This is a genomic window from Streptomyces sp. NPDC059743, from assembly GCF_042732975.1.
Classification (GTDB): domain Bacteria; phylum Actinomycetota; class Actinomycetes; order Streptomycetales; family Streptomycetaceae; genus Streptomyces.
Genome location: NZ_JBHWGS010000021.1, coordinates 129,557 through 155,088, shown reverse-complemented (window position 1 = coordinate 155,088; position 25,532 = coordinate 129,557). Strand labels below are relative to the sequence as shown.

Sequence of the window (25,532 nt, the reverse complement as noted above, 5' to 3'; positions counted from 1 at the left end):
CCTCGTGCACCCTCGCACCTATGTCCTCATCGCCGTCGGTTCGGCCCTGCTGGCCGCCGCGGCAGTCCCCATCACCGTGCTCCCCGCCCTGGCCCAGTCCACCGACGAGCCGCCTCCCGTCCCACGGGCCGAACGCCAACGCCAAGGAGTCCCGGGACCGCCTGCCGACAGGCCCGCGGCGGGACCGCCACCGCCCGCCCGAAGACCGCCCGCCGGAGGCGGACCGTCCACCGAGGGAGAACCGGTCACGGCGGAGGCGCTGCTCTCCAAGGTCAGCCACTGCCAGCAGATCTCCAACGGCCTCTACCGCACCCGCGAGAACGCTCCCACAGCGGTTCCCGTCTGCGACGCGAACGGTGCCGTGTTCTGGAAGGCCGACATGGACATCGACTGCGACGGCCAGGTGACGGACCGTTGCAACATCAGGACCGATCCCTACTTCCAGAGCATGACGGCCTACACGGAGTCCAGCGGCCGGGCGCTCAACGCCAAGGAGCTGCCGTACATCGTCGTACCGACGCCCAGCGCCATCTGGAACTACCGCTCGTCGGGCATCAGCGGCGGATCCGTCGCGGCGGTCATCCACGGCGACCGGGTCCAGTACGCCGTCGTCGGGGACACCGGGCCGCCCGGGATCATCGGGGAGGGCTCGCTCGCGACGGCCCGCGGGCTGGGGATCTCGACCGATCCGTACGGCGGCGGCATCGGCGCCGGAGTGACCTACATCCTCTTCAAGAACTCGGAGATCGCGTCGCTGGAGGACCGGGACAGCGCGGCCCTCCAGGGCGAGGAACTCGCGAGGCAGTTCCTTCTGGAGAACTGACGGCGGACGGATAACAGAGCCGACAGGGCCGACAGGGCCGACAGCGGAACGGGGGGTGGTGTACGGCGGGAAGCCCCGCCGCACACCACCCCCCGTCGGCGGTCCTCCGCGGTCAGACGATGCCCTCGGAGATCTCCGACTGCTCCCGGGCGTTGCCGTACGCCTGCGGTGTGCTGTACGAGCTACGGGCCACGTACCACCACACCGTCGCCAGGACCAGCACCACGGCCAGGGCGATCACGGCGTAGTTCATCGAGTCGACGGTCACCGGGTTGGACTGCGGCAGACAGAAGAGCACCGTCACCACGGCCACCCACACCACCGCGATCCAGCCGATCGGCTTGCTCCAGCGGCCCAGCGTCCACGGTCCCGGCTCGAAGCGGTTGCCCGCGCGCAGCTTCAGATAGATCGGGATGGCGTACGCGGGCGTGATACCGATGACGTTGATCGCCGTCACCGCGCCGTACGCGGTCGTGGAGTACAGGGACGGCACGGCCAGCAGGCACGCGACGATGACGGAGAGCCAGACCGCGGGAACGGGCGTCTGGGTACGGCTGCTGACACGACGCCAGAGCGACGAGCCCGGGAGGGCGTTGTCACGGCTGAAGGCGAACACCATCCGGCTGGCGGCGGCCACCTCGGCGTTGCCGCAGAAGAGCTGCGCCACGATCACCAGCAGCAGCAGCGCGGTGGCGCCGCTGGTGCCGAGGGCGTCGATCAGGATCTGCGCGGGCGGCACGCCCGTGTCGCTGTTCCGGGTGCCCGCGTAGTCCTGGATCGCGAAGGTGAGTCCGGCCAGCAGCGCGAAGCCGGCGATCCAGGAGACCCAGATGGCGCGGACGATACCGCGCGCGGCCGACACCGAGGCGTTGGAGGTCTCCTCGGACAGATGTGCGGAGGCGTCGTATCCGGAGAAGGTGTACTGCGCGAGCAGCAGACCGATGGCCGCCACATAGAGCGGATTCTCCCAGCCGGTCTCATTGACGAACTCGGTGAAGACGAACGACGGCGACTGGTGGCTGTCGGGAATGATCGCGAGAGCGCCGACGATGATCGCGACACCGATCAGATGCCACCACACGCTGATCGAGTTGAGCACACTGACCAGCCGGACGCCGAACAGGTTCAAGACGGCGTGCAGCAGCAGGATGCACATGAATATGACCATGGTCCAGCCGGGCGTGGGATCGAAGCCGAACTGGAGATTCAGGAAGGCTCCGGTGAAGAGCGCGGCGCCGTAGTCGATACCCGCGATCGCGCCCAGCAGTCCGAGCAGGTTCAGCCAGCCGGTGTACCAGCCCCACTTGCGTCCGCCCAGCCGGTCGGCCATGTAGTACAGCGCGCCCGAGGTGGGATACGCGCTGGTGACCTCGGCCAGTGCCATGCCCACGCAGAGGACGAAGAGACCGACGCCCGCCCAGCCCCAGAGCATCACCGAAGGGCCGCCGGCGCCCATGCCGAAGCCGTACAGCGTCATACAGCCGGAGAGGATGGAGATGACCGAGAAGCTGATCGCGAAGTTGCCGAAGCCGCCCATACGGCGGGCGAGGACCGGCTGATAGCCGAGTTCTCGCAGCCGCTGTTCTTCGTCCTTCTGCGGCACGAGGTCGGCCTTCGACCACGTTGGTGGGGAAACGGACACGGAAGTACCTCCGGTGGAAAACACACCTGTGTAGGGAGCAGGGACAGAAATCGTGCGGCGGTGCTGGTGGTACGTGTGCGGTGCGGGTACGGGCGGTGCGGGTACGTGCGGCCTGCTGGTGCGGGTACGTGTGCGGTGCGGCGGGTACGGTCCCGGTGGAAGCGGCTCAGCCGGACGGTCCGTTCCGGCCCTCGCGGGCGGCGCCGAGGCACCGGCTGCGGGCGCGGAGGAACACGTCCTCGGCCTGTGCCGGGTCACCGGGACTCCGCGTACGGTACGCCCACGGCAGCGTGGCGTAGAAAGGGCCCAGCGCTTCGAACACCCGGGCCCCGGCGTCGAATTGGAGCGCGCCCCAGAGCGCGTGCGCGAGATGGTTCAGATCGAGCAGCGACGCCTCGGCCAGCACGGCGTGGTCGAACCAGAGGCGCAGGGCCCGCAGGGCGTCCCTGGTCGCGTCCTCCGTCACCCAGTGCAGATCCAGGGCCTTCTCATGGCCGTTCTCCCGGCGGTAGCGCTCCACCCGGACGAAGAGCGGCAGTACGTGCAGCGCGGAGCCCTCGTGGGCCGCCGAGGCCGCCCACTGCACGAAGTTGACCGCCTCGGAGAGCGATCCGTCGGCGCGTCGCGCGTAGACGAACTGGAGCATACGGTGGTACGCCTCGCGGTTGAACGGATCGCGCTTGTCGGCCTCGGCCAACAGGGCCCAGGGACCTGGGAACAGCATCGGTCCCGGCGGAGCCAGCCGGTGCTCCTCCATCTGCTGCTTGCCGTCGAGCTGGGCCAGTGCCAGCAGACACACCCAGGGCACCGGGTCGGCCGGCGCGTGGCGGGTGGCGGCGCCGCACGCCTCCCACGCCTGCTGCCAGAGCTCCTGCGTACGCGGATGTCCCTCGCGGTGGGCCCGTACGGCACGTTCGACCATGACGCGCATATGCATCACGGTCGCGGCGAGGCTCCGCGGTTCCTCGGTGCGCCAGGCCTGTACGGCGTCGGAACCGGCGGCCACGGCGGCGAGGACCTGCGTCCGCTGGGTCCACAGGCCCCAGTCGGTCGTCTCGGCAAGGAGATTGCGCATCGCGACCCAGCGTCCTGTGCGCAGATCCTGTACCGCCGCGCGCAGTTCGTTGTCGTGACCGGCCGGGTGGTACACCGGGCGGAAGTTGTCGTCGCTCGCCATCAGCTCGGCTCCGTCCGCACGGGCGAGGGCCCGGCGTACATGGATCCGGCGTACGAAAGTCCGGCGTACGAAAGTCGGGTGTACGAGAGGACCATGCGCCGGCACGCCGTGCGCGGCCCGTACGACGGCCGGTGGCAGAGCGACCGGGCGGGAGAACCTAGCACCAGACCTCCAACCCCGTCCCTGGTGGCCCCTGGACACGGGCATGACACACGCATACAGATTCCAGGAACCCGGACGTCCTGCGGGCCGTACGGGGCCGGGCACGACCGAGGAGGCGTCCGGCTGAACATATGGTCGTCATAGATCCTCTAGGACGGTGGGGGGGGTGGAGCGAGCGATCCGGGGTGCGTCACGCAGGTATGGACCTGTCGTGGCCGCGGACAAGGGCGAAACCGGTCAAGGACGCCTGCCGCTGCGGCGATCAGTGTAGGGGCCGGAGTGACCGCGCTCGAACACTTTGCTGATCTTTCGCAACTCTCCGTTGATCAAAGCTGGTTATGTCCTTCTCGACGCCGGTGCCGAACAGGTTGACGCGTACCGGAACCGTCCCCGCCGCCGAGGCCGCACGGACGGCCCCGGAAACCCTTGACGCCCGCTCTGACCTGCACCACGCTTTCGCTCAGCGATCAGATCCCAGCAGCGGAAGGCCCCATCTGACCTGAAGAACCGGAAGCGATCCGGCTCGTCGAAGCCCGCGAAGCCGTCGCAGCCCTGACACCGCCCAAAGCCGTCCGACTCGCTGAATTCGCCGAAGAAAACGCCGAAGCGACCGAAGACGCCCGACACGAAGAACGGGACATGCCGCCAGTCCAGCACTCGTTTCAACCGCGCACCGGCTCGGCCGACCGGCCGGTACTCGCCATCGACCAGGGCACCTCGTCCACCAAGGCGCTGGTCATCTGCCCCGAACGAGGCGTGATCGGCACCGGATCGGCGCCCGCGCCGCCCAGGTACGGCTCGGGCGGACTGGTGGAGATCGATCCGGCCGTGCTGCTCGGCTCCGTCCTCGACGCGGGACGCGCGGCCCTCGCCGACGCGGCGGAACCGGTCGCAGCCGTCGGTCTGGCCAACCAGGGCGAGACCGTGCTCGCCTGGGACCCGGCCACCGGCGCGCCGCTCACCGACGCGATCGTGTGGCAGGACCGGCGCGCGGAGTCCCTCTGCGCCGAACTCGCGCCGTACGAGGAGCGGTTGCGGCAGCTCACCGGGCTTCCTCTCGATCCGTACTTCGCCGCGCCGAAGATGGCGTGGATCCGGCGCCGGCTGACCCGCGAGGGCGCCGTCACCACCAGCGACTCCTGGCTGATCCACCGGCTGACCGGCGCGTTCGTCACGGACGCCGCGACCGCCGGCCGCACCCAGCTGCTCGATCTCGACCGCGCCGAGTGGTCTCCGGAGGCCCTGGAGATCTTCGGGCTGTCCGACGAGCCACTGCCCGGTGTCGTCGACACGGCCGGCGCGGTCGGCACGACCACCGCCTTCGGCGGCGAGATCCCGCTGACCGGAGTGATCGTCGACCAGCAGGCCGCGCTGCTCGCGCAGAGCGTGACCGAACCGGGCTCCGCCAAGTGCACTTATGGCACAGGCGCGTTCCTGCTCGCCCAGACCGGTGACCGGCCGCGCCGAGGCACGACAGGACTGGTGAGCTGTGTGGCCTGGCGGCTGGGCGGCCACACCAGCTACTGCCTCGACGGACAGGTCTACACGGCCGCGTCCGCCGTGGGCTGGCTGACCGATCTCGGCGTCATCTCCGGCGCGGCCGAGCTGGACACGGTCGGCTCCTCCGTACCGGACAGCGGCGGAGTGACCTTCGTACCGGCGCTCGCCGGACTGGCCGCGCCGTGGTGGCGCGGCGATCTGCGCGGCTCGATCAGCGGTCTGGGCCTGGACACCGGTGCCGGGCATCTTGTGCGCGCGCTGTGCGAGGGCATCGCCGCCCAGGTCGTGGAGCTGGCGGACGCGGTGGCCACCGATCTCGGTGAACCGCTGAGGAGTCTGCGGGTGGACGGTGGTCTGACGCGGTCCGCGCTGCTGATGCAGACGCAGGCCGATCTGCTGCAACGGCCCGTCGAGGTCTCCGCGTTGCCGGACGCGACGGCGCTGGGCGTGGGCGCGCTCGCGCGTCTCGGTCTCGATCCGGAGCTGACGGCCGGTCAGGTGGTGCCGGAATGGCAGCCCTCAGCGGTCTACGAGCCGCGAATCGGCCCGGCCGAGGCGGCCGACCGTCTCGGTGTCTTCCGCGCGGCGGTGGCCACGCTGCTCGACCGTACGCCCCCGCCCGCGCCCGCCACCACGGAACACTGAGCCGGAACACTGGAGCATCATGGCTGTCACCACCTCCGGAAGTCTGCCGGACGAGGTGTACGACATCGTCGTCATCGGCGCCGGAGTCGTCGGTACCGCCATCGCGCGCGAACTCAGCGGCTATCCGCTGCGTATCGCGCTGGTGGAGGCGTCCGACGATGTCGGCGACAGCACGTCCAAGGCCAACACGGCCATTCTGCACACCGGTTTCGACGCCGTGCCCGGTTCGCTGGAGTCCCGGCTGGTACGGGAGGGACAGCGGCGGCTGGCCGCCTATGCCGCCGAAGCCGGTATCCCGGTCGAGCCCGTCGGCGCGCTGCTCGTCGCCTGGGATGAAGAGCAACTGGCCGCCCTGCCACGGCTGGTGGAGAAGGCCGAGCGCAACGGATACCACGAGGCACGGATCATCGGCGCGGACGAGCTGTACGCCCGCGAACCACATCTCGGACCGGGCGCGCTCGGCGGACTCGACGTACCCGGCGAAAGCATCATCTGTCCCTGGACGACAACGCTCGCGTACGCCACCCAGGCCGTCCGCGCCGGCGCCGATCTGCATCTCAACTGCCCGGTGAAACGGATCGTCGGCGGATCTCCTCAGGAAGACAGATCGCCCCATGAAGGCGGATCGCCCCATGAACTCGTCACCGGCCGCGGGCCGTTGCGTACGCACACCCTGATCAACGCCGCAGGACTGCGCGCCGACGAGATCGACCGGATGCTCGGCCACGCCGACTTCACCGTCACGCCCCGGCGCGGTCAGCTCATGGTCTTCGACAAGTTCGCCCGTGATCTGGTCCGTCATATCCTGCTGCCGGTGCCCACCGCGCTCGGCAAGGGCGTGCTGGTGGCACCGACCGTGTACGGGAATGTGCTGCTCGGGCCGACCGCCGAGGACCTGGACGACAAGACGGCGACCGGCTCCACGGCGGAAGGGCTGGCCTTTCTGCGCGAGCGAGGCGGACGCGTGCTGCCCGCGCTGCTCGACGAGGAGGTCACCGCCGTCTACGCGGGGCTGCGCGCGGCCACCGAGGACGACGACTACCGGATCCGCTGCCACCCGGAGCAGCGGTATGTGACGGTGGGCGGCATCCGCTCCACCGGGCTGACGGCGTCGATGGCGATCGCCACGCATGTCGTGGAGCTGCTCGCCGACGCGGGGCAGAAGCTGGGGACGCCACGGGAGCACGAACCCGTACGGATGCCGAACATCGGCGAGGCGTTTCCGCGTCCCTACGAACGCGCCGAGCTGATCGCGGCCGACCCGGAGTACGGCCGACTCGTCTGCCACTGCGAACGGGTGTCCCGGGGCGAGATCCGGGACGCTCTCGCCAGTACGATCGCGCCCAGCACACCCGAAGGGCTGCGGCGGCGCACCCGGGCCCGGGGCGGCCGGTGCCAGGGCTTCTACTGCGGAGCCGCCGTGCGCGCCCTGTTCACCTCCGGGACCACCGGCTTCATCGCCGGGACGACCGGCGCCGCCGCTTCCGAGGACGGCGAACCATCCCTGCGGCCGGAGGTCGGACCATGAGCGCGACGACGAACCGGGACGGCTTCTCCGTCCCCGGGCCCGACCGGCGACCGCGTACGGTCGATGTGCTGGTGATCGGCGCGGGTCCGGCCGGTCTGGCCGCGGCGGCCCGGCTGGCCGCCGCGGGCGCCGGCGCGGTCGAGGTGGTCGACCGCGAGGAGCAGGCCGGCGGTGTCCCGCGCCACTGCTATCACTCCGGGTTCGGGCTGCGCGAGCTGCGGCGCCCGATGAGCGGTCCCGCGTATGCCCGCCACTGGTGCGATCTGGCGACCGGCGCGGGCGCTGTCCTGCGTACGGGCGTCTCCGTCACGGGCTGGTCGGGACGGCTCGGGCGGGACGGCCGTACGGCCCCGGAGACGAACCCGGGCCCGACGGGAAGCCCTGGCCCGGCAGGAAGCCTCGGTCCGGCAGGAAGCCCTGGGCCGCTCGCCGTGGACACCACCGGTCCGGACGGACTGGAGCGCATCACGGCCGGAGCGGTCGTCCTGGCCACCGGCGCACGCGAACGGCCGCGCAGCGCCCGGCTGGTGCCCGGGACACGGCCGGCCGGTGTGTTCACCACCGGCGAGTTGCAACAGGCCGTCCATCTCCACCATCAGCGAATCGGTCTGCGGGCGGTGGTCGTCGGCGCGGAACCGGTCGGCTACTCCGCCGTACGCACCTTGCGCGGCGCGGGCGTCGAGGTCGCCGCGATGGTCACGGACCAGCCGCGCCATCAGTCCTCCTGGGCGTCGGGCCTCGGTGCCCGGCTGCATCATCGTGTCCCGCTGCTCACCGGAACGACGGTGACCGAGCTCCTCGGCCGAGGCCGGCTCTCGGGTGTCGCGCTGCGGCACGCGGACGGCAGGACCACAACCGTCGCCTGCGACACGGTCGTCTTCACAGGCGACTGGATCCCCGACCATGAACTCGCCCGGCTCGGCGCCATCGCGCTGGACCGTGGCACCCGGGGCCCGGCGGTCGACACGGCGTTCCGTACGGCCGCGGCCGGAGTCTTCGCCGTCGGAAATCTGCTGCACGCCGTGGAGCCCGCAGGCACGGCGGCCCGCGAGGGCCGGCTGGTCGCGGGGCCCGTTCTCCGTTATCTCGCGGACGGTGTCTGGCCCGGCGGCCAGGTGCCGGTGGAGGTCGACGCGCCGCTGCGATGGGTCGCGCCGAACCGTATAGACCCCCGTGGCCCTCGCCCGCCGCTGGGCCGGTTCACGCTCCGTACGACCCGTACGGCCGGCCGGCTGTCGGCGCTGATCGTCACTCAGGACGGCCGTCTCCTGCACCGTGAACGGCTGCGCCGGGCGGCGGTCCCCAACCGCCCTCTGTACGCCTCCGCCGACTGGATAGACCGCGCGCGCCCGGACGGCGGACCGGTGGTGATCTCGGCGGGCTGAGCTCACCGTGCGGGCCGTGGTCAGAGGATGTCCGATCCCAGGACCGACGCGGCGAATCCGGCGCGCCGGGCCAGTGGCGTCAGCCCGGCCGCACGGGCGGCCGGGAGAAGGACCAGCGGATAGCAGTCCGAATCTATGTCGAGCACCGCGAGCGCCGTGCCCGCTTCGAGATGGAGCCTGCCGTAGTGGCTCAGAAAGGCGAACGTGTCGAGCGTTTCCAGGTCGTCCGTCGCGTCAGTACCGTCCGTACGGTCCCTTCCGGAGAGCGTCCACGGATCGATGGACGGACGGGATTCCAGGTCCCGGACCTGGCGTCTGACCTCCTCGCCGTCCTCCTTCCAGTCGACCTCGGCGAGCAGGCCCTGCGCGGTCAGCGCGTCGACGAGCGCGATCCACGCGAGGTCCTTGATGGGCTCGTCGATCCCTCGCTCCTCCAGCCGCCCGGCATACGTCCGTAGATAGGCCTCCGGATCGTCGTACGCGAACAGGACCTCCTCGGCGACGGCGGGACGGCCGGGCGCGAGGAGCGCCGCCAGCTCGGCGAGCGCCTCAGCAACGGAGGTGGTGTGGTTCGGCAGGTCCGGCATGACGGCATCTCCTTCTCGGTATCGGCTCAAAGGCACATGGGCACACGGGCTCAGTGGCTCGACGCTGTGCCTCGTCGGGCCTGTCGAAGACTCTGCCACGTGGGTACGACAACGGACCGGCAAGGGACCGGCGCACGAGGTCGCCGAGGCGGCGGCACCACACCGGCAACGGCCGTAGCAGAAGCGAAGGGCAGTCCGAGGGCGAAGGCGTCAGGCCCGGCATCCGGACCCGGCCCGTAGAACGTGTTACATCGAGCGTGCCGCTTCCCCGCACGGTGAACGGTGAGTGACCGGCTTCCGTCCTCAGGCCATGAACATGGCGACGGTTCGCCGACGCGGGTGATCCCTGTGCAGTGATGGGTGTTCGCAGTTGGAATGTCGTTCACGCGCAGGCCACGCCGTGTGCCGACCATCGAGGAGTAGCCAGGGACCCATCCCCAGGCGCTCTTGCTGATGCGCTCGCACTTCGGGAGACCGCACCCATGACACGCATACGCTCCGCAGTCACCGCTGTCGACCGCCGCTCCTTCCTCACCGCGACCGGTGCGGTCGGTATCTCCGCGGGCATCGGACTGGCGCTCGGCGCGGGCGGCGGCTCCCGAGAGGCCGCCGCCGTACCCGGCGCGGCCACCGCGTCCGCGGTGCCCGTCCCCCGTACGCCCGTCCCGTCCACGCCCGCCGGCACGCCCACCCGCGCCGTCCCGGCGCGCACGACGCTGGAGACGGTCGCCGCGCCGCGCGACTCCTCGGCGGCCTTCCGCCGCCTCGGCGACGGGCCCGGCTGGCGCCGGATCGTACGCGAGTCGCTGGCGGCTCCCCGGGCCGGCCGCGCCGCCCGGCGCACGGTGCTCAGCTCCTTCGTACAGCTCACCGATCTGCATCTGACGGACGTTCAGCACCCGGTGCGCACCGAGTATCTGCGCTCGCAGGGAGTATCGGGATGGCGGCCTCAGGAGGCGCTCACCGTGCCGGGAGCGGTGGCCCTGATCGAGCAGATCAACGCCATCAACGCCGGACCCGCGACCGGTGAGCCGCTGGCCTTCGCCGTGACGACCGGCGACAACACCGACAACAACTCCCGGGCCGAACTCGACTGGTATCTCACGGTGATGAGCGGCGGCCGTATCTCTCCCAACACGGGTGACAGCCGACGTTACGAAGGAGTGCAGAACTCCGACGAGCGGCTGTTCTGGCACCCGGAGGACTCCCGCCGCGACACCGACAAGCAGTACGGCTTTCCCCGTATCGACGGTTTCCTGGAAGCCGTGATCCGCTCGGTGAACAGCCCGGGACTGCGGCTCCCTTGGTACTCGACCGTCGGCAACCACGACAGTCTGGCCAGCGGCGCCATGGCCGACCGCAGCGGTTATCTGGCCGAGTTCGCGGTCGGAGCACGGAAGCTGTACGACATCTCGGACGCCGACGCCAAGGCTCTGGCGAAGATCCTCGCCAAGGGCAGCATGCCCGGCGGCGACGAACTGATCGATCTGCTGCGCCGGTCGAGGCGCTCGATGCGCTCCGTCACTCCCGATCCGGGCCGGGCGCCCTTCGGCCCGCGCGAGTATGTGTCCGCGCATCTCGACCCGGCGCATCTGGGCGCGGGCCCGGCGGGACACGGCTACACCTCGGCCAATCTCGACAGCGACACGCTCTACTACACGTTCCCGATGGGCGAGAACATCACCGGTATCAGTCTGGACACCACCGATCGCGCCGGGCACTTCACGGGCTCGCTCGACACGACGCAGTTCAACTGGCTGAAGCGGACGCTCAAGGAGCACCGGGACGGATACGTCGTGGTCTTCAGCCATCACAACAGCTGGACGATGACCAATACGCATCCCGATCCGGCCAGGCCCGGCGAGGGCCGGCACAACGGCGAGGAGGTGCTGGCGCTGCTCAACCGGCATCGGCCCGTGCTGGCCTGGGTCAACGGTCACAGCCACCGGAACTCGATCAACGCGCGCGGCTCCTTCTGGGAGGTCTCCACGGCCTCGCACATCGACTTCCCGCAGCTCGCCAGGATCATCGAGATCACCGACAACAGGGACGGCACCCTGTCCCTGTTCACCACGCTGATCGAGTCGGCGGCGCCGCACCGGACGGACTTCCAGGATCTGTCGCAGACCGGACTGGCCGCGCTCTACCGGGAGTTGGCGCACAACGCGCCGGGCTCCACCACCGCGCCCGCGGGCAAGCTGATGGACCGCAACACCGAACTGCTGATCACGCGCTGATCCACTCGCCGACCATGCGCTGATCACTCGCCGATGAGCCGCTGGAGCGCCGGCGCGTACAACTCGGCCAGACGCTCCGGTGCGGCCCGCGCGTTGGCGCCCTCGCGGTGCAGGCTGAACGTGGCGCCGAGACCGAGGAGCTGACCGACGATCAGCTCGGCGCGCAGGGCGCGTTCCCGGCCGGTCAGAAGAGCCGTCAGCCGTCCGGTGATCTGCTCGGCGAAGCGTTCGCGCAGCAGGACGCGTTCGTCGTCGTTGCCGAGGGCGAACACGACGCGCAGCAGCGGATCTCCCTGCTGCTCACGGCGGCTGCGGACCATGGTCAGCACCATATGGCGGCCCAGCGTGTCCAAGGGCGCGGCGAAGAGCTGGTCGGCCGCGGGCCCGAAGTCGGCGACGGTGTTGAACAGCCGTTCCTTGGTACTGAAGTGCTTGACGATGAGCGAGGCGCTCACGCCCGCGTCGGCGGCGATACCTCGCAGAGTCACCTCGGCATAGGGACGGAAGGCGAACGCGCGCCGCGCGGCCCGCAGGATCGCGTCACGCCCTGTGCCCGCCTCCGTAGGAGACTCCCCGCCGGTCCCGGCCCCGGTCCCAGCTCCAGCCCCGGTCCCGGCGTCTGCCGTCCCGTCCGCTGCCTGCCCGTTCATGTGCCCTCCTGGGCCAGCGACGCCGTCCGGTCGTCCCGCCCGACGGTACCGGTGGCCGTGATCCGCTGCGGCGGCAGACACAGCGTGACGGCCAGGGCGAGCAGCGCCGCGCCGCCCGCGATCAGGAAGACCAGCAGATAGGCGTGGAGCGTGGGCGCCGTACGGCCGTCCACCTCGAAGGTGACACGGGCGAGCACGGCGGCGACGGTGGCGCTGCAGAAGGCCTGTCCGACCGAGCGCATCAGGGTGTTGAGACCGTTGGCCGCGCCGGTCTCACTGACCGGCACCGCGCGCATCACCAGAGCGGGCAGCGCCGAGTAGGCGATCGCGGTGCCCGCCGCAACGACGGTCGCGCCGAGAATGATCGTCCAGAGCACGTGACTTGTGAAGAAGCGCACCACATAGCCGGCGGCCAGGACGGCCGAGGCGACCGCCAGCGCGGTCTTGGGCCCGTATCTCGCGGAGATCCTGGCGGACACCGGCGACAGGGCGACCATCGCGAGCCCGCCGGGCAGCAGACAGAGCCCGCTCACGACGATGGACGCGCCCAGGCCGTAGCCGGTGCTCGTCGGTTCCTGCACCATCTGCGCGGTGGCGAGGGAGTTGGCGTAGAAGGCGAAACCGATCAGCAGCGCGGCGATATTGGCGAGCAGCACCGCAGGCCGCGCGGAGACGCGCAGATCGACCACGGGCGTACCGGCGCGCAGCTCGTACCAGCCCCAGAGCACTCCGATCACCACGGCGAGCACGAGCAGTCCGAGCGTACGGACGGAAATCCAGCCCCATCCGCCGCCCTGGGTGACCGCGAGCAGCAGACAGAGCAGTGCGGCGGAGAGCCCGACGGCGCCCGGCCCGTCGAACCTGCCGTGGGTGCGCCGCGGTGATTCCGGTACGCAGAGCAGCACCAGCACGATGTCGAGCACGCCGAGCCCGGCCGAGGCCCAGAACATGGTGTGCCAGTCGTAGTTCTCCACGACCAGGGCGGCGACGGGCAGTCCGACGGCCGCGCCGATGCCCAGCGTCGAACTCATCAGCGCGACCGAGGACAGCACACGCTCGGGCGCCAGTTCGTCGCGCATGATGCTGATGCCCAGAGGTACGACGGCGAGCGCGGCGCCCTGGAGGGCGCGGCCCGCGATCAGTACGCCTATCTGGGAGCTGACGGCGCACAGCACGGACCCGGCGGCCAGTACGCCGAGGGAGGCGAGAAGGACCCGGCGCTTGCCGTACATGTCACCGACCCGCCCGAGTACGGGCGTGCAGATGGCGCCGGTCAGCAGCGTGACGGTGACCAGCCAGCTCGCGGCGGTGGGAGTGGCTCCGGTGAGCGCGGGGACGTGGGGCAGGAGCGGGACGACCAGCGTCTGCATGACCGCCACGACCACTCCGCAGAACGCGAGGACGGCGACGAGGAAACGGGGATGCGGCGCGGCGGCGGGCTCGGATATCGCTTCTCTCGCTCGGGTCATCTCTCTCCGTACAGATAGGGATACGTCTCTCCGCACAGACGGGGACGCGACAGGGGTGCACAGCTGTTCACCCCCTAGGGTAAACGCGTGTGCACCCCGGCGACGGACCGGGCCCGCATCCGGCGTTCACCGGGCTCGTACCACCCAGGCGTCAGGTGTTTCCGCGACCCTGCACACTGTTCTGGGCGGTTCCCGGTCCGCTGCCCGCCCGACGACCGCCGTGGGAGGCACGATGGCGCTTCAGATCAGCGCGACCAATCCCGAGCAGCCCGCCGTGCTGCTCGATCTGCCGTGGAACGTGCCGCTCGACGAGTGGCCCGACGCCTGTCTGGTGGCCCTGCCCCGCGGTATCTCACGCCATGTCGTCCGCTTCGCGTCCGCGGGGCCCGAGGTGGTGGCGGTCAAGGAGATATCCGAGCGCGGCGCGGTGCGCGAGTTCGGGCTGCTGCGCGATCTGCACCGGCTCGGCATTCCCGCCGTGGATCCGCTGGCGGTGGTGACGGGACGCGTGGACGCGGACGGCGAGCCGCTGGAGCCGGCGCTGATCACCCGCCATCTCAAGGGCTCGCTGCCCTACCGCTCGATGTTCGAGTCGACCATGCGTCCCACGACCGTCAAACGGCTCATGGACGCGCTGGCGGTCCTGCTCGTACGGCTGCATCTCGCCGGGTTCGCCTGGGGCGACTGCTCGCTGTCCAACGCGCTCTTCCGCCGTGACGCCGGTGCGTACGCCGCGTATCTGGTGGACGCCGAGACGGGCCAGATCCAGCCGAATCTGAGCCGGGGCCAGCGGGAGTACGACATCGAGCTGGCCCGGGTGAACATCGCCGGCGAGCTGATGGACCTGGAGGCGTCGGGCGCGCTCCATCCCTCGGTGGATCCGGTGCCGTTCGGCGCGGCGATCGTCCAGCGGTACGAGGACCTCTGGCACGAGGTGACGCGGGAGTCGGTGTATCCGGTGGACAAACGGCACTACATCGACCGGCGTATCCGTCGCCTGAACGATCTGGGCTTCGACGTGGCGGAGATGCAGATCGAGCGCTCTCCGGTGGGCGACACGGTCACCTTCCTGCCGAAGGTGGTCGACGCGGGCCACCATCAGCGGCAGTTGCTGCGGCTGACCGGTCTGGACGCCGAGGAGAACCAGGCGCGGCGGCTGCTCAACGATCTGGAGAGCTGGATGGCCGGCGAGGAGGACTACGCGCCGGGCGATCCGCTGGGCGCCCGCCCTGAGGTGCTGGCGCACCGCTGGGTCCGTGATGTCTTCCGGCCGACGGTACGGGCCGTACCGCTGGAGCTGCGCGGTGAGATGGACGCGGCGCAGATCTACCACGAGGTGTTGGAGCACCGCTGGTATCTGTCGGAGCGCGCGGGACACGATGTGGGCCTGGAGGCGACCATCGAGGACTATGTCGCGCATGTGCTGCCGCACTCGGTGAAGGCGATGATCCCGCCGACGGCGGACTCGGCAAACGGTCTGTCTCCCTGATCCGTCCCGCTGAAACCGGTGCGTGACCACGCGCCGCGCGTACGCGCGCGTGTACGGGCGTCACTGCAAGGCGCGTACCGCCGCCGCGAAGAGCGACGGCATCCGGGCCGCCGCCGGGACGATCAGCCGCGCGCCCGCCGCGTGACCGCTGATCCGGAGCAGCCCTTCCGTCAGCAGCCGGTGGCGCCGGGAGAGTCTGCGCCACGCGTCCTCGTACTCCTGCGGCCGGCCCGCCTTCAGACACTGTACGGCCGCCTCCGCCGACGCCAGCGCGAGCGCGATGCCCTCGCCGGTGAGCGCGTCGACATAGCCCGCCGCGTCGCCCACCAGCAGCACCCGGCCCGCCGTACGGCCGCGTACCCGCTGGCGCAGCGGGCCCGCGCCGCGCACCGCGCTCACGGGCTCCCCGTCCAGCAGGGACAGCAGCCGCGGGAAGCCGGCGAGATGGTCGTCGTAGCCGCGCCGCACCGTGCTCAGTACGGCCACACCGACCAGATCGTCGGCCACCGGCGTCACATACGCCTCGCCCGCCGCTGACCAGTGCACCTCCACGAAGTCCGTCCACGGCTTCATGCGGTAGTGCCGCCGGAGACCGTATCGCCGGGGCCTGCGGTCGGGCAGGCTCAGACCGAGACTGTGCCGTACGGGCGAGTGCAGTCCGTCCGCGGCCACCAGCCAGCGGGCCCGCAGCCCGCCGGCGCTCACTGAGTCCGCGCTCTGCGCGATGTCGCCGACCCGGCCGGTCACAAATCTCACTCCGGTCTCCTCGGCCCGCCGCGCCAGCGCCGTGTGCAGCTCCGTACGCCGTGTCCCGAGCCCCGGGCCGTCGTCGAACGGCGCCTCGGCCCGGTGGGATCCGCGTACATACCGGATTCCGCGCAGCGGATGGCCAGGCGGCAGGTCGAGTCCGAGGGCGGTCAGCGCGCGTACGCCGCTGGGCATCACGCCTTCGCCGCAGGCCTTGTCGACCGGAGTGGCGCGCGGTTCGATCACCACCGTCTCCAGTCCGGCCAGCGAGGCATGGACGGCCGTGGCGAGTCCGGCGGGCCCGCCGCCCACCACCAGGACGTCGATCACGGATGCGCGCCCGCGACGGCACTCTCCAGCGCGCGGTTCTCACACCGTATCCGGACGGTCAGCAGCGCCGCGTTGAGTACGGTGAACAGCAGCGCGGTGATCCAGGCGCCGTGTACGAGAGGCAGCGCGAGGCCCTCGGCCACCACCGCCACATAGTTGGGGTGCCGCAGCAGCCGGTAAGGGCCGCCCGTGACCAGCGGCAGTCCCGGCACGACCAGCACTCTGGTGTTCCAGCGCGGTCCCAGCGTACGGATGCACCACCAGCGCAGCCCTTGCGCGGCCACGGCGACGGCGAGCATCGTCCAGCCGAGCGCCGGGACGAAGGGACGGCCGGTCAGCCACACCTCGGCCGGACAGCCGAGCAGCAGGGCCGTGTGCAGGACGACCATCGGCGGATAGTGTCCCTGGCCCCGCTCGACGGCGCCGCGCTCCAGACTCCAGCGCATATTGCTGCGGGCGACGACCAGTTCGGCGACGCGCTCCGCGCCGACGGCCAGTACCAGCACGGTGTACCAGATCATCTCTCCCCGTCCCTCTCCGCCGGTCGCGGCGGCCCGTCCGGCGCTACCACCGGAGCAGCACCAGTTCGGAGCAGAATCCCGGCCCCATGGCGAGCATCAGCCCCGCGGTCCCGGGCGGTGGCTGCCGTTGCTCCAGCGTGTCGCGGAGCACGTGCAGCACGGACGACGAGGAGAGGTTTCCCACGGCCGCCAGTGAACGCCAGGTCATGTCGAGCGCTCCGTCGGGCAGTTCGAGAGCCTCCTCGACGGCCTCCAGCACCTTCGGCCCGCCCGGATGGCACACCCACGCGGTGATGTCCTGGCGCCGCAGACCGTGCTCGGCCAGGAATCCGTCGACCTCTTCGGGAAGGTTCTTGCGTACGAGGTCGGGAACGCTCGCGTCCAGGACGATACGGAAGCCGGAGCCGGTGATGTCCCATCCCATCACCTCCTCGGTGTCCGGATAGAGATGGCTGCGGGTGTCGATGACGACGGGACCGGCGGCGCGGCGCCGGGATCCGCAGGCGACCACGGCCGCCGCGCCGTCACCGAAGAGCCCGGAGGCCACGAGATTGGCGGGCGAAGGATCGTTTCGCTGGAAGGTGAGCGAGCACAGCTCGACCGAGAGCAGGACGGCCACATCGTCGGGCCGTCCGAGCAGATAGTCATGGAGCCGGGCGACTCCCGCCGCGCCCGCCACACAGCCGAGTCCGAACACCGGCACTCGTTTGACATCGGGACGCAGACCGAGCCGTTGCACAAGGCGCGCGTCCACCGAGGGCGCGGCGATCCCTGTCACCGAGGTGAACATCAGCAGATCGACATCGCGTGGGGAGAGACCAGCCGCGTCCAGCGCTCCGCCGACGACCTCGGCTCCCAGCGGTACGGCCGTGGCGATGAAGGCGTCATTGACCTCGCCGAAGTCCTTCAGTTCCGCGTACTGGTCAAGAGGCAGGGCCGTATGGCGCGTGAGCACGCGCGCACTGCTGTGCAGCCGGTCCAGTACCCGGCGGTCGACGGTGCCGGGCAGACAGGCCCTGGCGACCATGTCCGTGAGGTCCTGTTGGGAATGCTGATACGGAGCCAGGGCTCCATGGACGGCTGCGATGCGAGTCATCTGCGGTCCGAGGTCGAGGGACGGTCGAGGGCGGCTGACGAGCCATCCCTGCCCCCGCACCGCCGCATCACACGCGAAGTCGCCTGTACGGCCCCGCGAGAGCGGTATCGCGCGGATCCGCCGCCGGACGGGTGGGACGCCGGTGTACTCGTATGGTTACCGCGCCCTGCCTACGATGACCGCGTGGACGCTATCGACGCGGTGGACGCGGCCGACGGGACGGCTCCTTCGAGCGGGACGGCTCCCTCGGGCGGGACGGGCCTTTCCGGCCGGACGGAGAGCATCGGCCGAGGGCCGCGCGGCGGCGCACCGGGACGGTGGCCACGCCGGGCCGCCGCCCTGCTGGGCGCGTGCCACCCGGGGCCCACGGCCGCGGTGACACTGCTGATCACCGGACTCGCGGTGGCCGCAGGGCAGGACGCGTCCGGATGTGCGCTGGTGGCCGCCGCCGTGCTGACCGGACAGTTGTCGGTCGGCTGGAGCAACGACGCGCTCGACGCGGCGCGCGACACCACGGCCGGACGGAGCGCCAAGCCCGTGGTACGCGGGGCCGTGAGCGCGCGGGCCGTGGGAGCCGCCGCGCTGATCGCGCTGGCCCTCTGCGTACCGCTGTCCCTCGCGTACGGGCGGCTCGCCGGTGCGGTGCATCTCGTCGGGGTGGCCGCGGCATGGACGTACAACCTCCGCCTCAAGTCGACGGTCCTGTCCTGGCTGCCGTATGCGGTCGGCTTCGCCGCGCTGCCCGTCTTTGTGACGCTCGGTCTGCCCGGGCAGCCCCGGCCTGCCTGGTGGATCGTCACCGCGGCGGCGCTGGTGGGCATCGGCGCGCATCTCGGAAACGTACTGCCCGACATCGACTCCGATCTGGCTCTGGGCGTACGCGGCTGGCCGCAGCGGCTGGGACCGGCCCGGACAAGGCTGCTGCTGCCCGCGCCGCTGGTGGCGGCGACGGTCCTGCTCGTGCTCGGCCGGCCGGGCGCGCTCAGTGCCGTCGCCGTCGCCGTGGCCCTGGTCGCCGGGATCGGCGGCTCGCTGATGGGCCGTCACCGGCCGAGGCTTCCCTTCCTCGCGGCGATCCTGGTCGCGGGCGTCGATGTCGCGCTGCTGCTGTGGCAGGGGACGGCTCTCTCCTGAGGCGACCACGGTCGGCAGCGGTTCATCGGTGTCATTCAGTCGGCGTCGTTCAGCCGGTGGCGGCGGACAGAGCGAGCCGGTCGCGGAGAAAGGCGATCGTACGTTCCCACGCCAGTTCCGCCTCCTTGGCGCGGTACACCTGAGGCCGGGTGTCGTTGAAGAAGGCGTGTCCCGCGCCTTGATACAGCCTGAAGTCCGGCACGATGCCTGACTGGTCCTCGATCGTGGCCCGGAGCCGGTCCAGCGTCTCGGGCGGCACGGTGTGGTCGTCCTCGCCGTAGTGGCCGAGGATCTGCGCCCTGAGACGCGAGAAGTCCGGCATGCCGTCCTGGATGACGCCGTAGAACGGTACGGCGGCGGAGATCCGCTCGTCGACGGCGGCGAGCTGGAGAACGAATCCGCCGCCCATGCAGAAGCCGACGGCACCGACCGTGTCGCCATCTGTCCCAGGCCGCGAGAGCAGATGGTCGACCGCGCCGGAGAGCAGTTCGACGCCTCGCTCGGTGGGCAGCTGGGACATCATGCGCAGCGCCTCGTCGGAGTCGTGGGCGACCCGGCCGCCGTACAGATCGGGAGCGAGCGCGACAAAGCCCGCCTGCGCGAAGCGGTCGGTGACATCCTTGATATGAGCGGTCAGTCCCCACCACTCCTGGATGACGATGACGCCGGGACCGTGTCCGGCGGGCGGCATGGCGAGATAGCCGTACGCGGTGGCTCCGGCGCTCGGGAACGAGACGTTCTGGAAGGTGGGATCGGTGGCCATGGGCGGCGCTCCTCAACGGTGACGGGTGACACCGGGACCGGATGGCCGGTGACACCAAGATCGTAAGGGCGCGGGCACGTGGCGGCGGTGCCGGACGTTGTACGAGTGGCTCTGCGCACCACCTGAGGAGAGATGACGGAATGGCCCTGTGGGACCGGTTCAAGGAATCAGCCACGACGATGCAGTCGCAGCTCGTGGCGAAGAAGAACGATCTGAAGAGCGGCGCCTTCCGCGACGCGAGCATGGCCATGTGCGCCCTGGTCGCCGCGGCGGACGGCTCGGTCGATCCCGCGGAGCGGCAGCGGGTCGCGTCCCTGATCGCCACCAATGAGGTGTTGCGCAACTTCCCGGCGGAGGATCTCCAGCGGCGCTTCGACGCGTCGTTGGACAAGCTGACCGCCGACTTCGCGTTCGGCAAGGTCGGTGTTCTCCAGGAGATCGCCAAGGCCAAGAAGAAGCCCGCCGAGGCGCGGGCGGTCATCCAGATCGGCATTGTCATCGGCGGCGCGGACGGCCACTTCGACCAGCAGGAGCAGGCCGTGGTCCGGGAGGCCTGCTATGCGCTGGACCTGCCTCCGCACGAGTTCGACCTCTGAAGCGCTGTGCCGCTGAAACGCTAAGACGCTGAGGCGTCGTACGCGACAGGGCGGTGGCCGCGCCTGGCCACCGCCCCGCACAGGCGTCCCCGGACCGGACCGAGGCGTCAGCTCTTCGAGTGCTCCTTCGCGGGCTCCTTCTTGAAGGCCCAGGCCATCTCTGGCTCCAGGGCGAACCGGAAGATCCGCTGGACCGGTCGCGTACAGAGCAGGGTGACGACCACGGCGGCGAGGATCGAGATGAAGACCGCGCCGACGGGCCGGTGCAGCCACTCCGCGTCGTACCAGCCCCAGATGCTCGCGCTCTTGACGAGGAATCCGTGCAGCAGATAGCCGCAGAGCGTGCCGGCTCCCAGGGCCGTGACCCAGAGCCGCCGACCGGGCACCCAGGCGAAGAAGCAGGCGGTCAGGACGAGGGAGCAGCCGAAGAGCGCGAAGGTCATCAGCACGCCGGTCCACCAGGGCGCGCCCAGTTCCTGCGCGCTGTCACGGTGGAAGAACCACGCCATGTTCATCCGCACGACGGCCCAGTAGGCGAAGACGACGGCGAGGGCGAAGACCGGCACGGCGGCGATCCGCACCGCGCGGCGGCGGACGAGCCGGAAGTGCTCGCGCTTCAGCACCATGCCGAGGACGAAGAACGGCAGGAACTGAAGGAGCCGCTGAAGATCGAGGTCGTCGCCGATCTGCGGTGAGGTGGTGGCCAGCGCGGCGATCGCCAGGGCGAGCGGAAGCGGCCAGCGGACCAGCCGCCAGATGGGCGCCGTCATCCGCCAGACGAACAGCGCGAGCAGGAACCAGGTCAGATACCACGGATCAAGCAGACTGACCGGCATGTCCGGATCGTCCGCGGCCCAGCGGTGGAAGAGGCTGTAGGCGACCTCGAAGACGATGTACGGGACGGCGATGCCCGTGATCAGCCGGCGCACGCGGTCGGGCCGGAAGTCGAAACTCCGGGAGAAGTGGCCGGAGATGATGATGAATGCCGGCATGTGGAAGGTGTAGACAACGATATAGAGCGCCGAGACCGCACGGCTGCCGCCTCGCAGTGGCTCCCACGCGTGCGCGACGGCGACCAGGACGATCGCCAGATACTTGGCGTTGTCGAAGAAGGCGTCCCGGCTCCTGGCCCCCGGAGCCGCCGCGGCGGCAGCCGTCGGCGTCTGCGCCGAGGTGCCCGGCACGGGCCGTGCCGACTGCTCGGTGATCTGCGTCATGGCGCCTCCCCAGGGGAACCTGGCGCGGCGGATACGCCTCTTGGCAGAGATGTGGGAGGAATAAGCGGAGCGAACATTCAAGGCACCCTAACGAGTGCGTCAACCACTTGTTAACCCGGGTGTCGCCCAGAGGTCACCACGTAGGGGAACGAGCCGACGGCGGCCGGGCGCCGCGAGGGCGCCCGAGACTCGTCTACGCGCCCAGCTCTATGTCCGCACCAGTTCCTCCGCGAGCCGGTCGATACGGGTGCGCCAAGCGGCAAGGGCCGCGTCCGTGTCGAAGTCCTCCGGGCCGGTCTGGACGAGGACGAGCCGGGCGCCATGTCCCGTGCCCTTCCCCAGCTCCCAGGTGACCGTTCCGCGCGGCTGCCAGGTGTAGGTGAGCGAGTTCGGCGCCCGTACCTCCGCGACAGGGCCCGCCGGGACCTTCTCCGCGGTGAAGCCCTCCGGGACGGGCAGCCCGGCCACCGGCTCGATTCCGGCCGACAGCACGGCCCAGACCGTCTCGGCCGGCCGTACGAGCTGGCGTTCGAAGCGGATCCGGCTGCCGCCCTCGGTCCTTTCAGCGGTGCCGCCGTCGAGGCCGAACCGTTTCACATAGGACTCGTGCAGCTCACCGCTCCGGTCATGAGCGGTCTCGACCGGCCCGCCGCCGAGCAGCCGGTCCAGCGCGGTGATGCAGAGATGCCAGCCGGAGGCGAAGCTCGCCGCGCCCGGACGGTCGCCGAAGGTATGGACGAGAGTGAGCAATGAGCCCTCGCCGTCGGGAGTGATGGTCCAGCTCAGATGGTCGCGGCCCCAGGTGAAGGCGAAAAGCCGTGGCTTGTCGACATCCGTGACGGTGCCGGTCATGCCCGGTGCCGCGTCACCCGGGAAGCGGAAGCCCATCGCACCGCCCGGTACGAGGTCCACGGCCACCTCGGACGGGAACCACCGCGCGAGCGCGACGGGATCGGTGAGCGCGGCCCACACCTTCTCCGGAGGATGCGCGAGCCTGCGCTCCATCCGCAGGGAGGTGCGGCCGTCGGCGGAGGCGAAGAGGGCGGCGTCGGACACGGGATCGGGCGTGGGATCGGAGGCGCGGCCGGAAGCAGTGGGATCCTGCGGGATTTCGTGGGGCGGGTCGGTGTTCATGGGGAGTCGTCCTCCATCGCGTCGAGTTGCCGTTCGAGCGCGTCGAGCGCGCCGGACCATAGATGCCGGTAGTGGGCGAGCCAGGTGTCGAGTTCCGCGAGAGGCTCGGGCCGCAGCTCGTACCAGCGGCGCTGGGCGTCCTGCCGGACCTCGACAAGACCGGCGTCGCGCAGCACCTTCAGATGCTTCGAGGTGCCGGGCTGGCTCAGCCCGAGCCGCTCCGTGAGCTGCCCGACCGTGTGCGGACGGTCGAGGAGAAGATCGAGGATCTTCCGCCGGTTCGGCTCTGCGAGGACGTCGAACGGTATGGACATGGCCCGAACATACCCGAGCGGCTATATAGCCTGCCAGCCATGCACAGTGTGTCTCCACGCGATTACGTGAGGTTTCGGCCATCGACACCGTAAAGGAGCGCCACTCTGGCCGGATCCGCCTCGTGACAGGGCGTCAGCAATGCCTTCATAGTTGTAACTTCGGGCCTTCGAAGGCCGATCTCCGCCCACTGGGGAAATCGGCCTCCGGAATCGCCCTGCGGTACCGCGCGATGTCACTGCGAAGAATTGCGGCCCAGACCGTCCGGCCTCACAGAACGGCGCAAGGAGAGCGGCCGTGCATGACGAATTCCTGTGTCATGTCACCGCATATGGAGTCTGCGGTGGACAGCGTATCGGCGTACCCCTCGGCACATATCGCGCTCCCACTCTGGCACTTGCACTGTGGTGGCTGCGGGACCGTGCGACCTGGATCGCCGAACGACTCGATCCCAGCCCGGAAAGCGCGCATTTTCCGGCGGGAGCTCTCGTTCCGGTGGCGGAGAGCGTACCGGACGTACCAGCGATGCTCCGGGCCTGGCGGGACGATGTGGCCCACCAGGACCTGGTCGCCGAGCATTTGGCCGCCGGAAGGCTGCTGCGTGTCGCCACACGTGACGACACCACGGAATATGAACTGCTCGCGGAATCGGTGGACGCGCTGAGAATGGACCGGGCGCTTCCGGTTCTGCTCGGCGCCGCCCCGGGACCGGAAACACACCGCGAGGAGCGCCCGTTGGCGGCTTCCGCGGCGACTGCGGCGGCCGGAGGCCATGAGTACCGAAGACGCCCGGGCCACACCGACCGGCAGCGGTTGACGGGCGAGGAATCCCTCGGCGAAACCATCCGGCTGGGACGGCTGTACGGATGAATTTCCCGGCGGGCCCGGAGGAGGGAGCGAAACGCTCCCGGTGATCCCGGCCCGCCACCTCACACCTACGGCCCGGTCCGCTCAGTCCGCCGCGCTTTCTCCCTGCGCGATTTCGATATGCGTATGGAGGTCATTCGCCGCGCCCACCGCCGTGGCACCGGACAGCGTCACACAGCACAGCAGCGCGCCCGCGATCAGCCGTCCGGTCCGCGGCCGGACCGGCGGGCCGCTCACCGCGCCGCCGAGCAGCGCGGCGACCCGGCGAGGCACCGGGCCCGCCGTCGCCGCGAGGACGGCGCGCGGGCGCGCGGGCCCATGCGCCTGGCCGTGGCGGGCGGCGAGGGCGGCCCGGCCGATGGCGCGGGCGGCGAGGCGCCGGTCACCGACGGCCGCCGCCGCTGCCTCGTCCGCGGCGCGCTCCAGGGCGTAGCGGAGCGGCTCGCAGAGGGCGCGCAGGGCGGGATGGCAGTGAGCGGCCAGCTCCACGGCCGTGAGGAAGAGATGGTGACGGCCGCGGAGATGGGCGCGCTCATGCGCGAACAGCGCCTCGCGCTCGGCCGGTTCCAGGGCGTGCAGCATGCCCGTGGTCACGACGATCCTGCCGGGCCGTCCCGGCAGCGCGTACGCGTCGGGCCGGCTGTCCCGTACGACCGCCAGCTCACCGTCCGTACCGCCCGTGGCGCTTCTGGCCCGGCGCAGCTCCGTACGGGCGCGGTATGCGGCGGCGGTCAGTGCGGCCGTATGCCGGACCAGCAGGGCTCCGGCGGTGAGCGCGAGCGCGACGGTGACGGCCGGCGGTCCCGCCGTCAGCGGTTCGAGAAGTTCGCCCAGCACGGCCACGGGAGGCAGATACGAGGCGCCCGGGACGACAAGCAGCACCAGCGCGGCCGAACTGCTGACGGCGAGCACCAGCGCGACGGCGGTGAGCAGCCATGCTGCGTGGCGAGGCGGCAGGGCCGCCGCGAGCCGCCGCGCGGCGGGCACGGCGAGGAAGGGCATCAGCAGCGGCACCCAGACGAGGTAGATCATCCGGCCCGCCCGTCGGCCGGCCGGGACTCCTCGGCGCCGAACCCGGGCCCGCCGTCCGGCGCGATGTCCCCGCCGTCCAGCAGCGAGCGCAGCAGCCGCTCGTCCTCGTCGTTGAGCTGGGAGACGAAACGGGCGAGCACCGCGCTGCGGTCCTCGTCCTTGGCCAGCTCCGAGTGCATACGGCGGGCGGTCAGTCCGGGAGCGTCCTCGGTCGGCGTGTAGGCGTAGCCACGGCCTTCTCTGACCCGGGTGACGGTGCCCTTCTCGTACAGCCGCGACAGGATCGTGGTGATGGTGGTCCGGGCGAGCGACATCTCCAGCGCTCCCTGGACCTGGCCCGGCGTCAGCGGTCCCCCGGCGGCCCACAGCGCCGCCAGCACACCGGCTTCCAGCTCGCCGGCCGGCCGCCGCTCCGCGCTCTCGTCGCCCATGGGAACGCTCCTCCTGTTTCCTTCGTCTACAGTGAAGTAGACCGTCTACAGCACTGTA

The 25,532-nt window shown here is 70.6% G+C and carries 22 protein-coding genes and 1 pseudogene; 9 read left to right on the top strand and 14 right to left on the bottom strand.

All coding sequences use genetic code 11. The features are described 5' to 3' along the window. The first annotated feature begins 4 nt into the window (after positions 1-4). Positions 5-823: a glycoside hydrolase family 75 protein gene (locus tag ACFV6H_RS31860; RefSeq protein WP_385549250.1), complete on the top strand. Its 819-nt coding sequence runs from the start codon at positions 5-7 to the stop codon at positions 821-823. Between the two features lie 112 nt (positions 824-935). On the opposite strand, the gene ACFV6H_RS31855 is transcribed toward ACFV6H_RS31860, so the two are convergent. Continuing rightward, a complete protein-coding gene (locus tag ACFV6H_RS31855; RefSeq protein WP_384792856.1) occupies positions 936-2,465 on the bottom strand; it encodes an amino acid permease in 1,530 nt (509 codons plus the stop codon). Positions 2,466-2,631: 166 nt separating this feature from the next. Next, a complete protein-coding gene (locus tag ACFV6H_RS31850) occupies positions 2,632-3,642 on the bottom strand; it encodes a hypothetical protein (RefSeq protein WP_385549246.1) in 1,011 nt (336 codons plus the stop codon). Between the two features lie 801 nt (positions 3,643-4,443). Here ACFV6H_RS31850 and ACFV6H_RS31845 point away from each other — a divergent pair. The 3 genes from ACFV6H_RS31845 to ACFV6H_RS31835 are packed head-to-tail and all read left to right on the top strand — an operon-like array spanning position 4,444 to position 8,862. Then, entirely contained in the window at positions 4,444-5,949 is a 1,506-nt protein-coding gene (locus ACFV6H_RS31845; RefSeq protein WP_385549243.1) for an FGGY family carbohydrate kinase, read from the top strand. Positions 5,950-5,968: 19 nt separating this feature from the next. After that, a complete protein-coding gene (locus ACFV6H_RS31840) occupies positions 5,969-7,477 on the top strand; it encodes an FAD-dependent oxidoreductase (protein WP_385549240.1) in 1,509 nt (502 codons plus the stop codon). Then, a complete protein-coding gene (locus tag ACFV6H_RS31835) occupies positions 7,474-8,862 on the top strand; it encodes an NAD(P)/FAD-dependent oxidoreductase (RefSeq protein WP_385549237.1) in 1,389 nt (462 codons plus the stop codon). Before ACFV6H_RS31840 ends, ACFV6H_RS31835 begins: the two co-directional genes overlap by 4 nt. A gap of 20 nt (positions 8,863-8,882) precedes the next feature. On the opposite strand, the gene ACFV6H_RS31830 is transcribed toward ACFV6H_RS31835, so the two are convergent. Next, complete coding sequence (locus tag ACFV6H_RS31830) at positions 8,883-9,449, bottom strand: hypothetical protein (protein ID WP_385549234.1); 567 nt, start codon at positions 9,447-9,449, stop codon at positions 8,883-8,885. A 482-nt stretch (positions 9,450-9,931) separates the two neighbouring features. Between ACFV6H_RS31830 and ACFV6H_RS31825 the strand changes: the two genes are divergently transcribed. Then, a complete protein-coding gene (locus ACFV6H_RS31825; RefSeq protein ID WP_385549231.1) occupies positions 9,932-11,686 on the top strand; it encodes a TIGR03767 family metallophosphoesterase in 1,755 nt (584 codons plus the stop codon). Between the two features lie 23 nt (positions 11,687-11,709). On the opposite strand, the gene ACFV6H_RS31820 is transcribed toward ACFV6H_RS31825, so the two are convergent. Both ACFV6H_RS31820 and ACFV6H_RS31815 read right to left on the bottom strand, forming a co-directional pair. Next, positions 11,710-12,336: a TetR family transcriptional regulator gene (locus ACFV6H_RS31820; RefSeq protein ID WP_385549228.1), complete on the bottom strand. Its 627-nt coding sequence runs from the start codon at positions 12,334-12,336 to the stop codon at positions 11,710-11,712. Beyond that, positions 12,333-13,805, bottom strand: coding sequence for an MFS transporter (locus tag ACFV6H_RS31815; RefSeq protein WP_385549225.1), 1,473 nt, complete (start codon positions 13,803-13,805; stop codon positions 12,333-12,335). Before ACFV6H_RS31815 ends, ACFV6H_RS31820 begins: the two co-directional genes overlap by 4 nt. Before the next feature lie 232 nt (positions 13,806-14,037). On the opposite strand from ACFV6H_RS31815, the gene ACFV6H_RS31810 reads away from it, so the two are divergent. Continuing rightward, positions 14,038-15,294, top strand: a complete 1,257-nt coding sequence (locus tag ACFV6H_RS31810; RefSeq protein WP_093593703.1) for a DUF4032 domain-containing protein — start codon at positions 14,038-14,040, stop codon at positions 15,292-15,294. Between the two features lie 60 nt (positions 15,295-15,354). On the opposite strand, the gene ACFV6H_RS31805 is transcribed toward ACFV6H_RS31810, so the two are convergent. The 3 genes from ACFV6H_RS31805 to ACFV6H_RS31795 are packed head-to-tail and all read right to left on the bottom strand — an operon-like array spanning position 15,355 to position 17,988. Beyond that, positions 15,355-16,371 (bottom strand): NAD(P)/FAD-dependent oxidoreductase, encoded by a 1,017-nt coding sequence (locus ACFV6H_RS31805; protein WP_385549222.1) that lies wholly within the window; start codon positions 16,369-16,371, stop codon positions 15,355-15,357. After that, positions 16,368-16,892 (bottom strand): isoprenylcysteine carboxyl methyltransferase family protein, encoded by a 525-nt coding sequence (locus ACFV6H_RS31800; protein ID WP_385549219.1) that lies wholly within the window; start codon positions 16,890-16,892, stop codon positions 16,368-16,370. The genes ACFV6H_RS31805 and ACFV6H_RS31800 overlap by 4 nt, the downstream gene beginning before the upstream one ends. A 43-nt stretch (positions 16,893-16,935) precedes the next feature. After that, a complete protein-coding gene (locus tag ACFV6H_RS31795) occupies positions 16,936-17,988 on the bottom strand; it encodes a type III polyketide synthase (RefSeq protein ID WP_384987222.1) in 1,053 nt (350 codons plus the stop codon). Between the two features lie 183 nt (positions 17,989-18,171). Here ACFV6H_RS31795 and ACFV6H_RS31790 point away from each other — a divergent pair, with 183 nt between their 5' ends. Next, positions 18,172-19,122, top strand: coding sequence for a UbiA family prenyltransferase (locus ACFV6H_RS31790; RefSeq protein ID WP_385549216.1), 951 nt, complete (start codon positions 18,172-18,174; stop codon positions 19,120-19,122). A 49-nt stretch (positions 19,123-19,171) separates the two neighbouring features. Here ACFV6H_RS31790 and ACFV6H_RS31785 read toward each other — a convergent pair whose 3' ends face one another. Next, positions 19,172-19,885, bottom strand: a complete 714-nt coding sequence (locus ACFV6H_RS31785) for a dienelactone hydrolase family protein (RefSeq protein WP_385549213.1) — start codon at positions 19,883-19,885, stop codon at positions 19,172-19,174. 140 nt (positions 19,886-20,025) lie between these two features. Here ACFV6H_RS31785 and ACFV6H_RS31780 point away from each other — a divergent pair, with 140 nt between their 5' ends. Further along, on the top strand, positions 20,026-20,481 hold the full coding sequence (locus ACFV6H_RS31780) for a tellurite resistance TerB family protein (protein WP_384987228.1): 456 nt from the start codon (positions 20,026-20,028) through the stop codon (positions 20,479-20,481). A gap of 107 nt (positions 20,482-20,588) precedes the next feature. Here ACFV6H_RS31780 and ACFV6H_RS31775 read toward each other — a convergent pair whose 3' ends face one another. The 3 genes from ACFV6H_RS31775 to ACFV6H_RS31765 form a co-directional block, all read right to left on the bottom strand. Then, positions 20,589-21,698 carry an acyltransferase family protein gene (locus tag ACFV6H_RS31775; protein ID WP_384987230.1) on the bottom strand — a complete coding sequence of 370 codons (1,110 nt, stop codon included), beginning with the start codon at positions 21,696-21,698 and terminating at the stop codon, positions 20,589-20,591. 207 nt (positions 21,699-21,905) lie between these two features. Next, positions 21,906-22,832 (bottom strand): SRPBCC family protein, encoded by a 927-nt coding sequence (locus tag ACFV6H_RS31770; RefSeq protein ID WP_385549209.1) that lies wholly within the window; start codon positions 22,830-22,832, stop codon positions 21,906-21,908. After that, positions 22,829-23,146, bottom strand: coding sequence for a helix-turn-helix transcriptional regulator (locus ACFV6H_RS31765; RefSeq protein ID WP_093605198.1), 318 nt, complete (start codon positions 23,144-23,146; stop codon positions 22,829-22,831). The genes ACFV6H_RS31770 and ACFV6H_RS31765 overlap by 4 nt, the downstream gene beginning before the upstream one ends. 295 nt (positions 23,147-23,441) lie before the next feature. Here ACFV6H_RS31765 and ACFV6H_RS31760 point away from each other — a divergent pair. Continuing rightward, positions 23,442-23,837: pseudogene (locus ACFV6H_RS31760) on the top strand (hypothetical protein); the annotation flags it as partial. 258 nt (positions 23,838-24,095) lie between these two features. Here the strand turns inward: ACFV6H_RS31760 and ACFV6H_RS31755 are convergent. After that, positions 24,096-25,043, bottom strand: a complete 948-nt coding sequence (locus ACFV6H_RS31755; RefSeq protein WP_385549205.1) for a M48 family metalloprotease — start codon at positions 25,041-25,043, stop codon at positions 24,096-24,098. Then, entirely contained in the window at positions 25,040-25,474 is a 435-nt protein-coding gene (locus ACFV6H_RS31750) for a BlaI/MecI/CopY family transcriptional regulator (protein ID WP_385549202.1), read from the bottom strand. The genes ACFV6H_RS31755 and ACFV6H_RS31750 overlap by 4 nt, the downstream gene beginning before the upstream one ends. Positions 25,475-25,532 lie beyond the last annotated feature (58 nt).

What these genes read in the sequence shown, in the direction of transcription:
- ACFV6H_RS31835 (WP_385549237.1), top strand. Translation starts at nt 7,474, where the DNA reads ATGAGCGCGACGACGAACCGGGACGGCTTCTCCGTCCCCGGGCCCGAC.
- ACFV6H_RS31820 (WP_385549228.1), bottom strand. Translation starts at nt 12,336, where the DNA reads ATGAACGGGCAGGCAGCGGACGGGACGGCAGACGCCGGGACCGGGGCT.
- ACFV6H_RS31775 (WP_384987230.1), bottom strand. Translation starts at nt 21,698, where the DNA reads ATGACGCAGATCACCGAGCAGTCGGCACGGCCCGTGCCGGGCACCTCG.
- ACFV6H_RS31845 (WP_385549243.1), top strand. Translation starts at nt 4,444, where the DNA reads ATGCCGCCAGTCCAGCACTCGTTTCAACCGCGCACCGGCTCGGCCGAC.
- ACFV6H_RS31840 (WP_385549240.1), top strand. Translation starts at nt 5,969, where the DNA reads ATGGCTGTCACCACCTCCGGAAGTCTGCCGGACGAGGTGTACGACATC.
- ACFV6H_RS31770 (WP_385549209.1), bottom strand. Translation starts at nt 22,832, where the DNA reads ATGAACACCGACCCGCCCCACGAAATCCCGCAGGATCCCACTGCTTCC.
- ACFV6H_RS31795 (WP_384987222.1), bottom strand. Translation starts at nt 17,988, where the DNA reads ATGACTCGCATCGCAGCCGTCCATGGAGCCCTGGCTCCGTATCAGCAT.
- ACFV6H_RS31815 (WP_385549225.1), bottom strand. Translation starts at nt 13,805, where the DNA reads ATGACCCGAGCGAGAGAAGCGATATCCGAGCCCGCCGCCGCGCCGCAT.
- ACFV6H_RS31785 (WP_385549213.1), bottom strand. Translation starts at nt 19,885, where the DNA reads ATGGCCACCGATCCCACCTTCCAGAACGTCTCGTTCCCGAGCGCCGGA.
- ACFV6H_RS31765 (WP_093605198.1), bottom strand. Translation starts at nt 23,146, where the DNA reads ATGTCCATACCGTTCGACGTCCTCGCAGAGCCGAACCGGCGGAAGATC.
- ACFV6H_RS31850 (WP_385549246.1), bottom strand. Translation starts at nt 3,642, where the DNA reads ATGGCGAGCGACGACAACTTCCGCCCGGTGTACCACCCGGCCGGTCAC.
- ACFV6H_RS31810 (WP_093593703.1), top strand. Translation starts at nt 14,038, where the DNA reads ATGGCGCTTCAGATCAGCGCGACCAATCCCGAGCAGCCCGCCGTGCTG.
- ACFV6H_RS31830 (WP_385549234.1), bottom strand. Translation starts at nt 9,449, where the DNA reads ATGCCGGACCTGCCGAACCACACCACCTCCGTTGCTGAGGCGCTCGCC.
- ACFV6H_RS31750 (WP_385549202.1), bottom strand. Translation starts at nt 25,474, where the DNA reads ATGGGCGACGAGAGCGCGGAGCGGCGGCCGGCCGGCGAGCTGGAAGCC.
- ACFV6H_RS31780 (WP_384987228.1), top strand. Translation starts at nt 20,026, where the DNA reads ATGGCCCTGTGGGACCGGTTCAAGGAATCAGCCACGACGATGCAGTCG.
- ACFV6H_RS31825 (WP_385549231.1), top strand. Translation starts at nt 9,932, where the DNA reads ATGACACGCATACGCTCCGCAGTCACCGCTGTCGACCGCCGCTCCTTC.
- ACFV6H_RS31800 (WP_385549219.1), bottom strand. Translation starts at nt 16,892, where the DNA reads ATGATCTGGTACACCGTGCTGGTACTGGCCGTCGGCGCGGAGCGCGTC.
- ACFV6H_RS31755 (WP_385549205.1), bottom strand. Translation starts at nt 25,043, where the DNA reads ATGATCTACCTCGTCTGGGTGCCGCTGCTGATGCCCTTCCTCGCCGTG.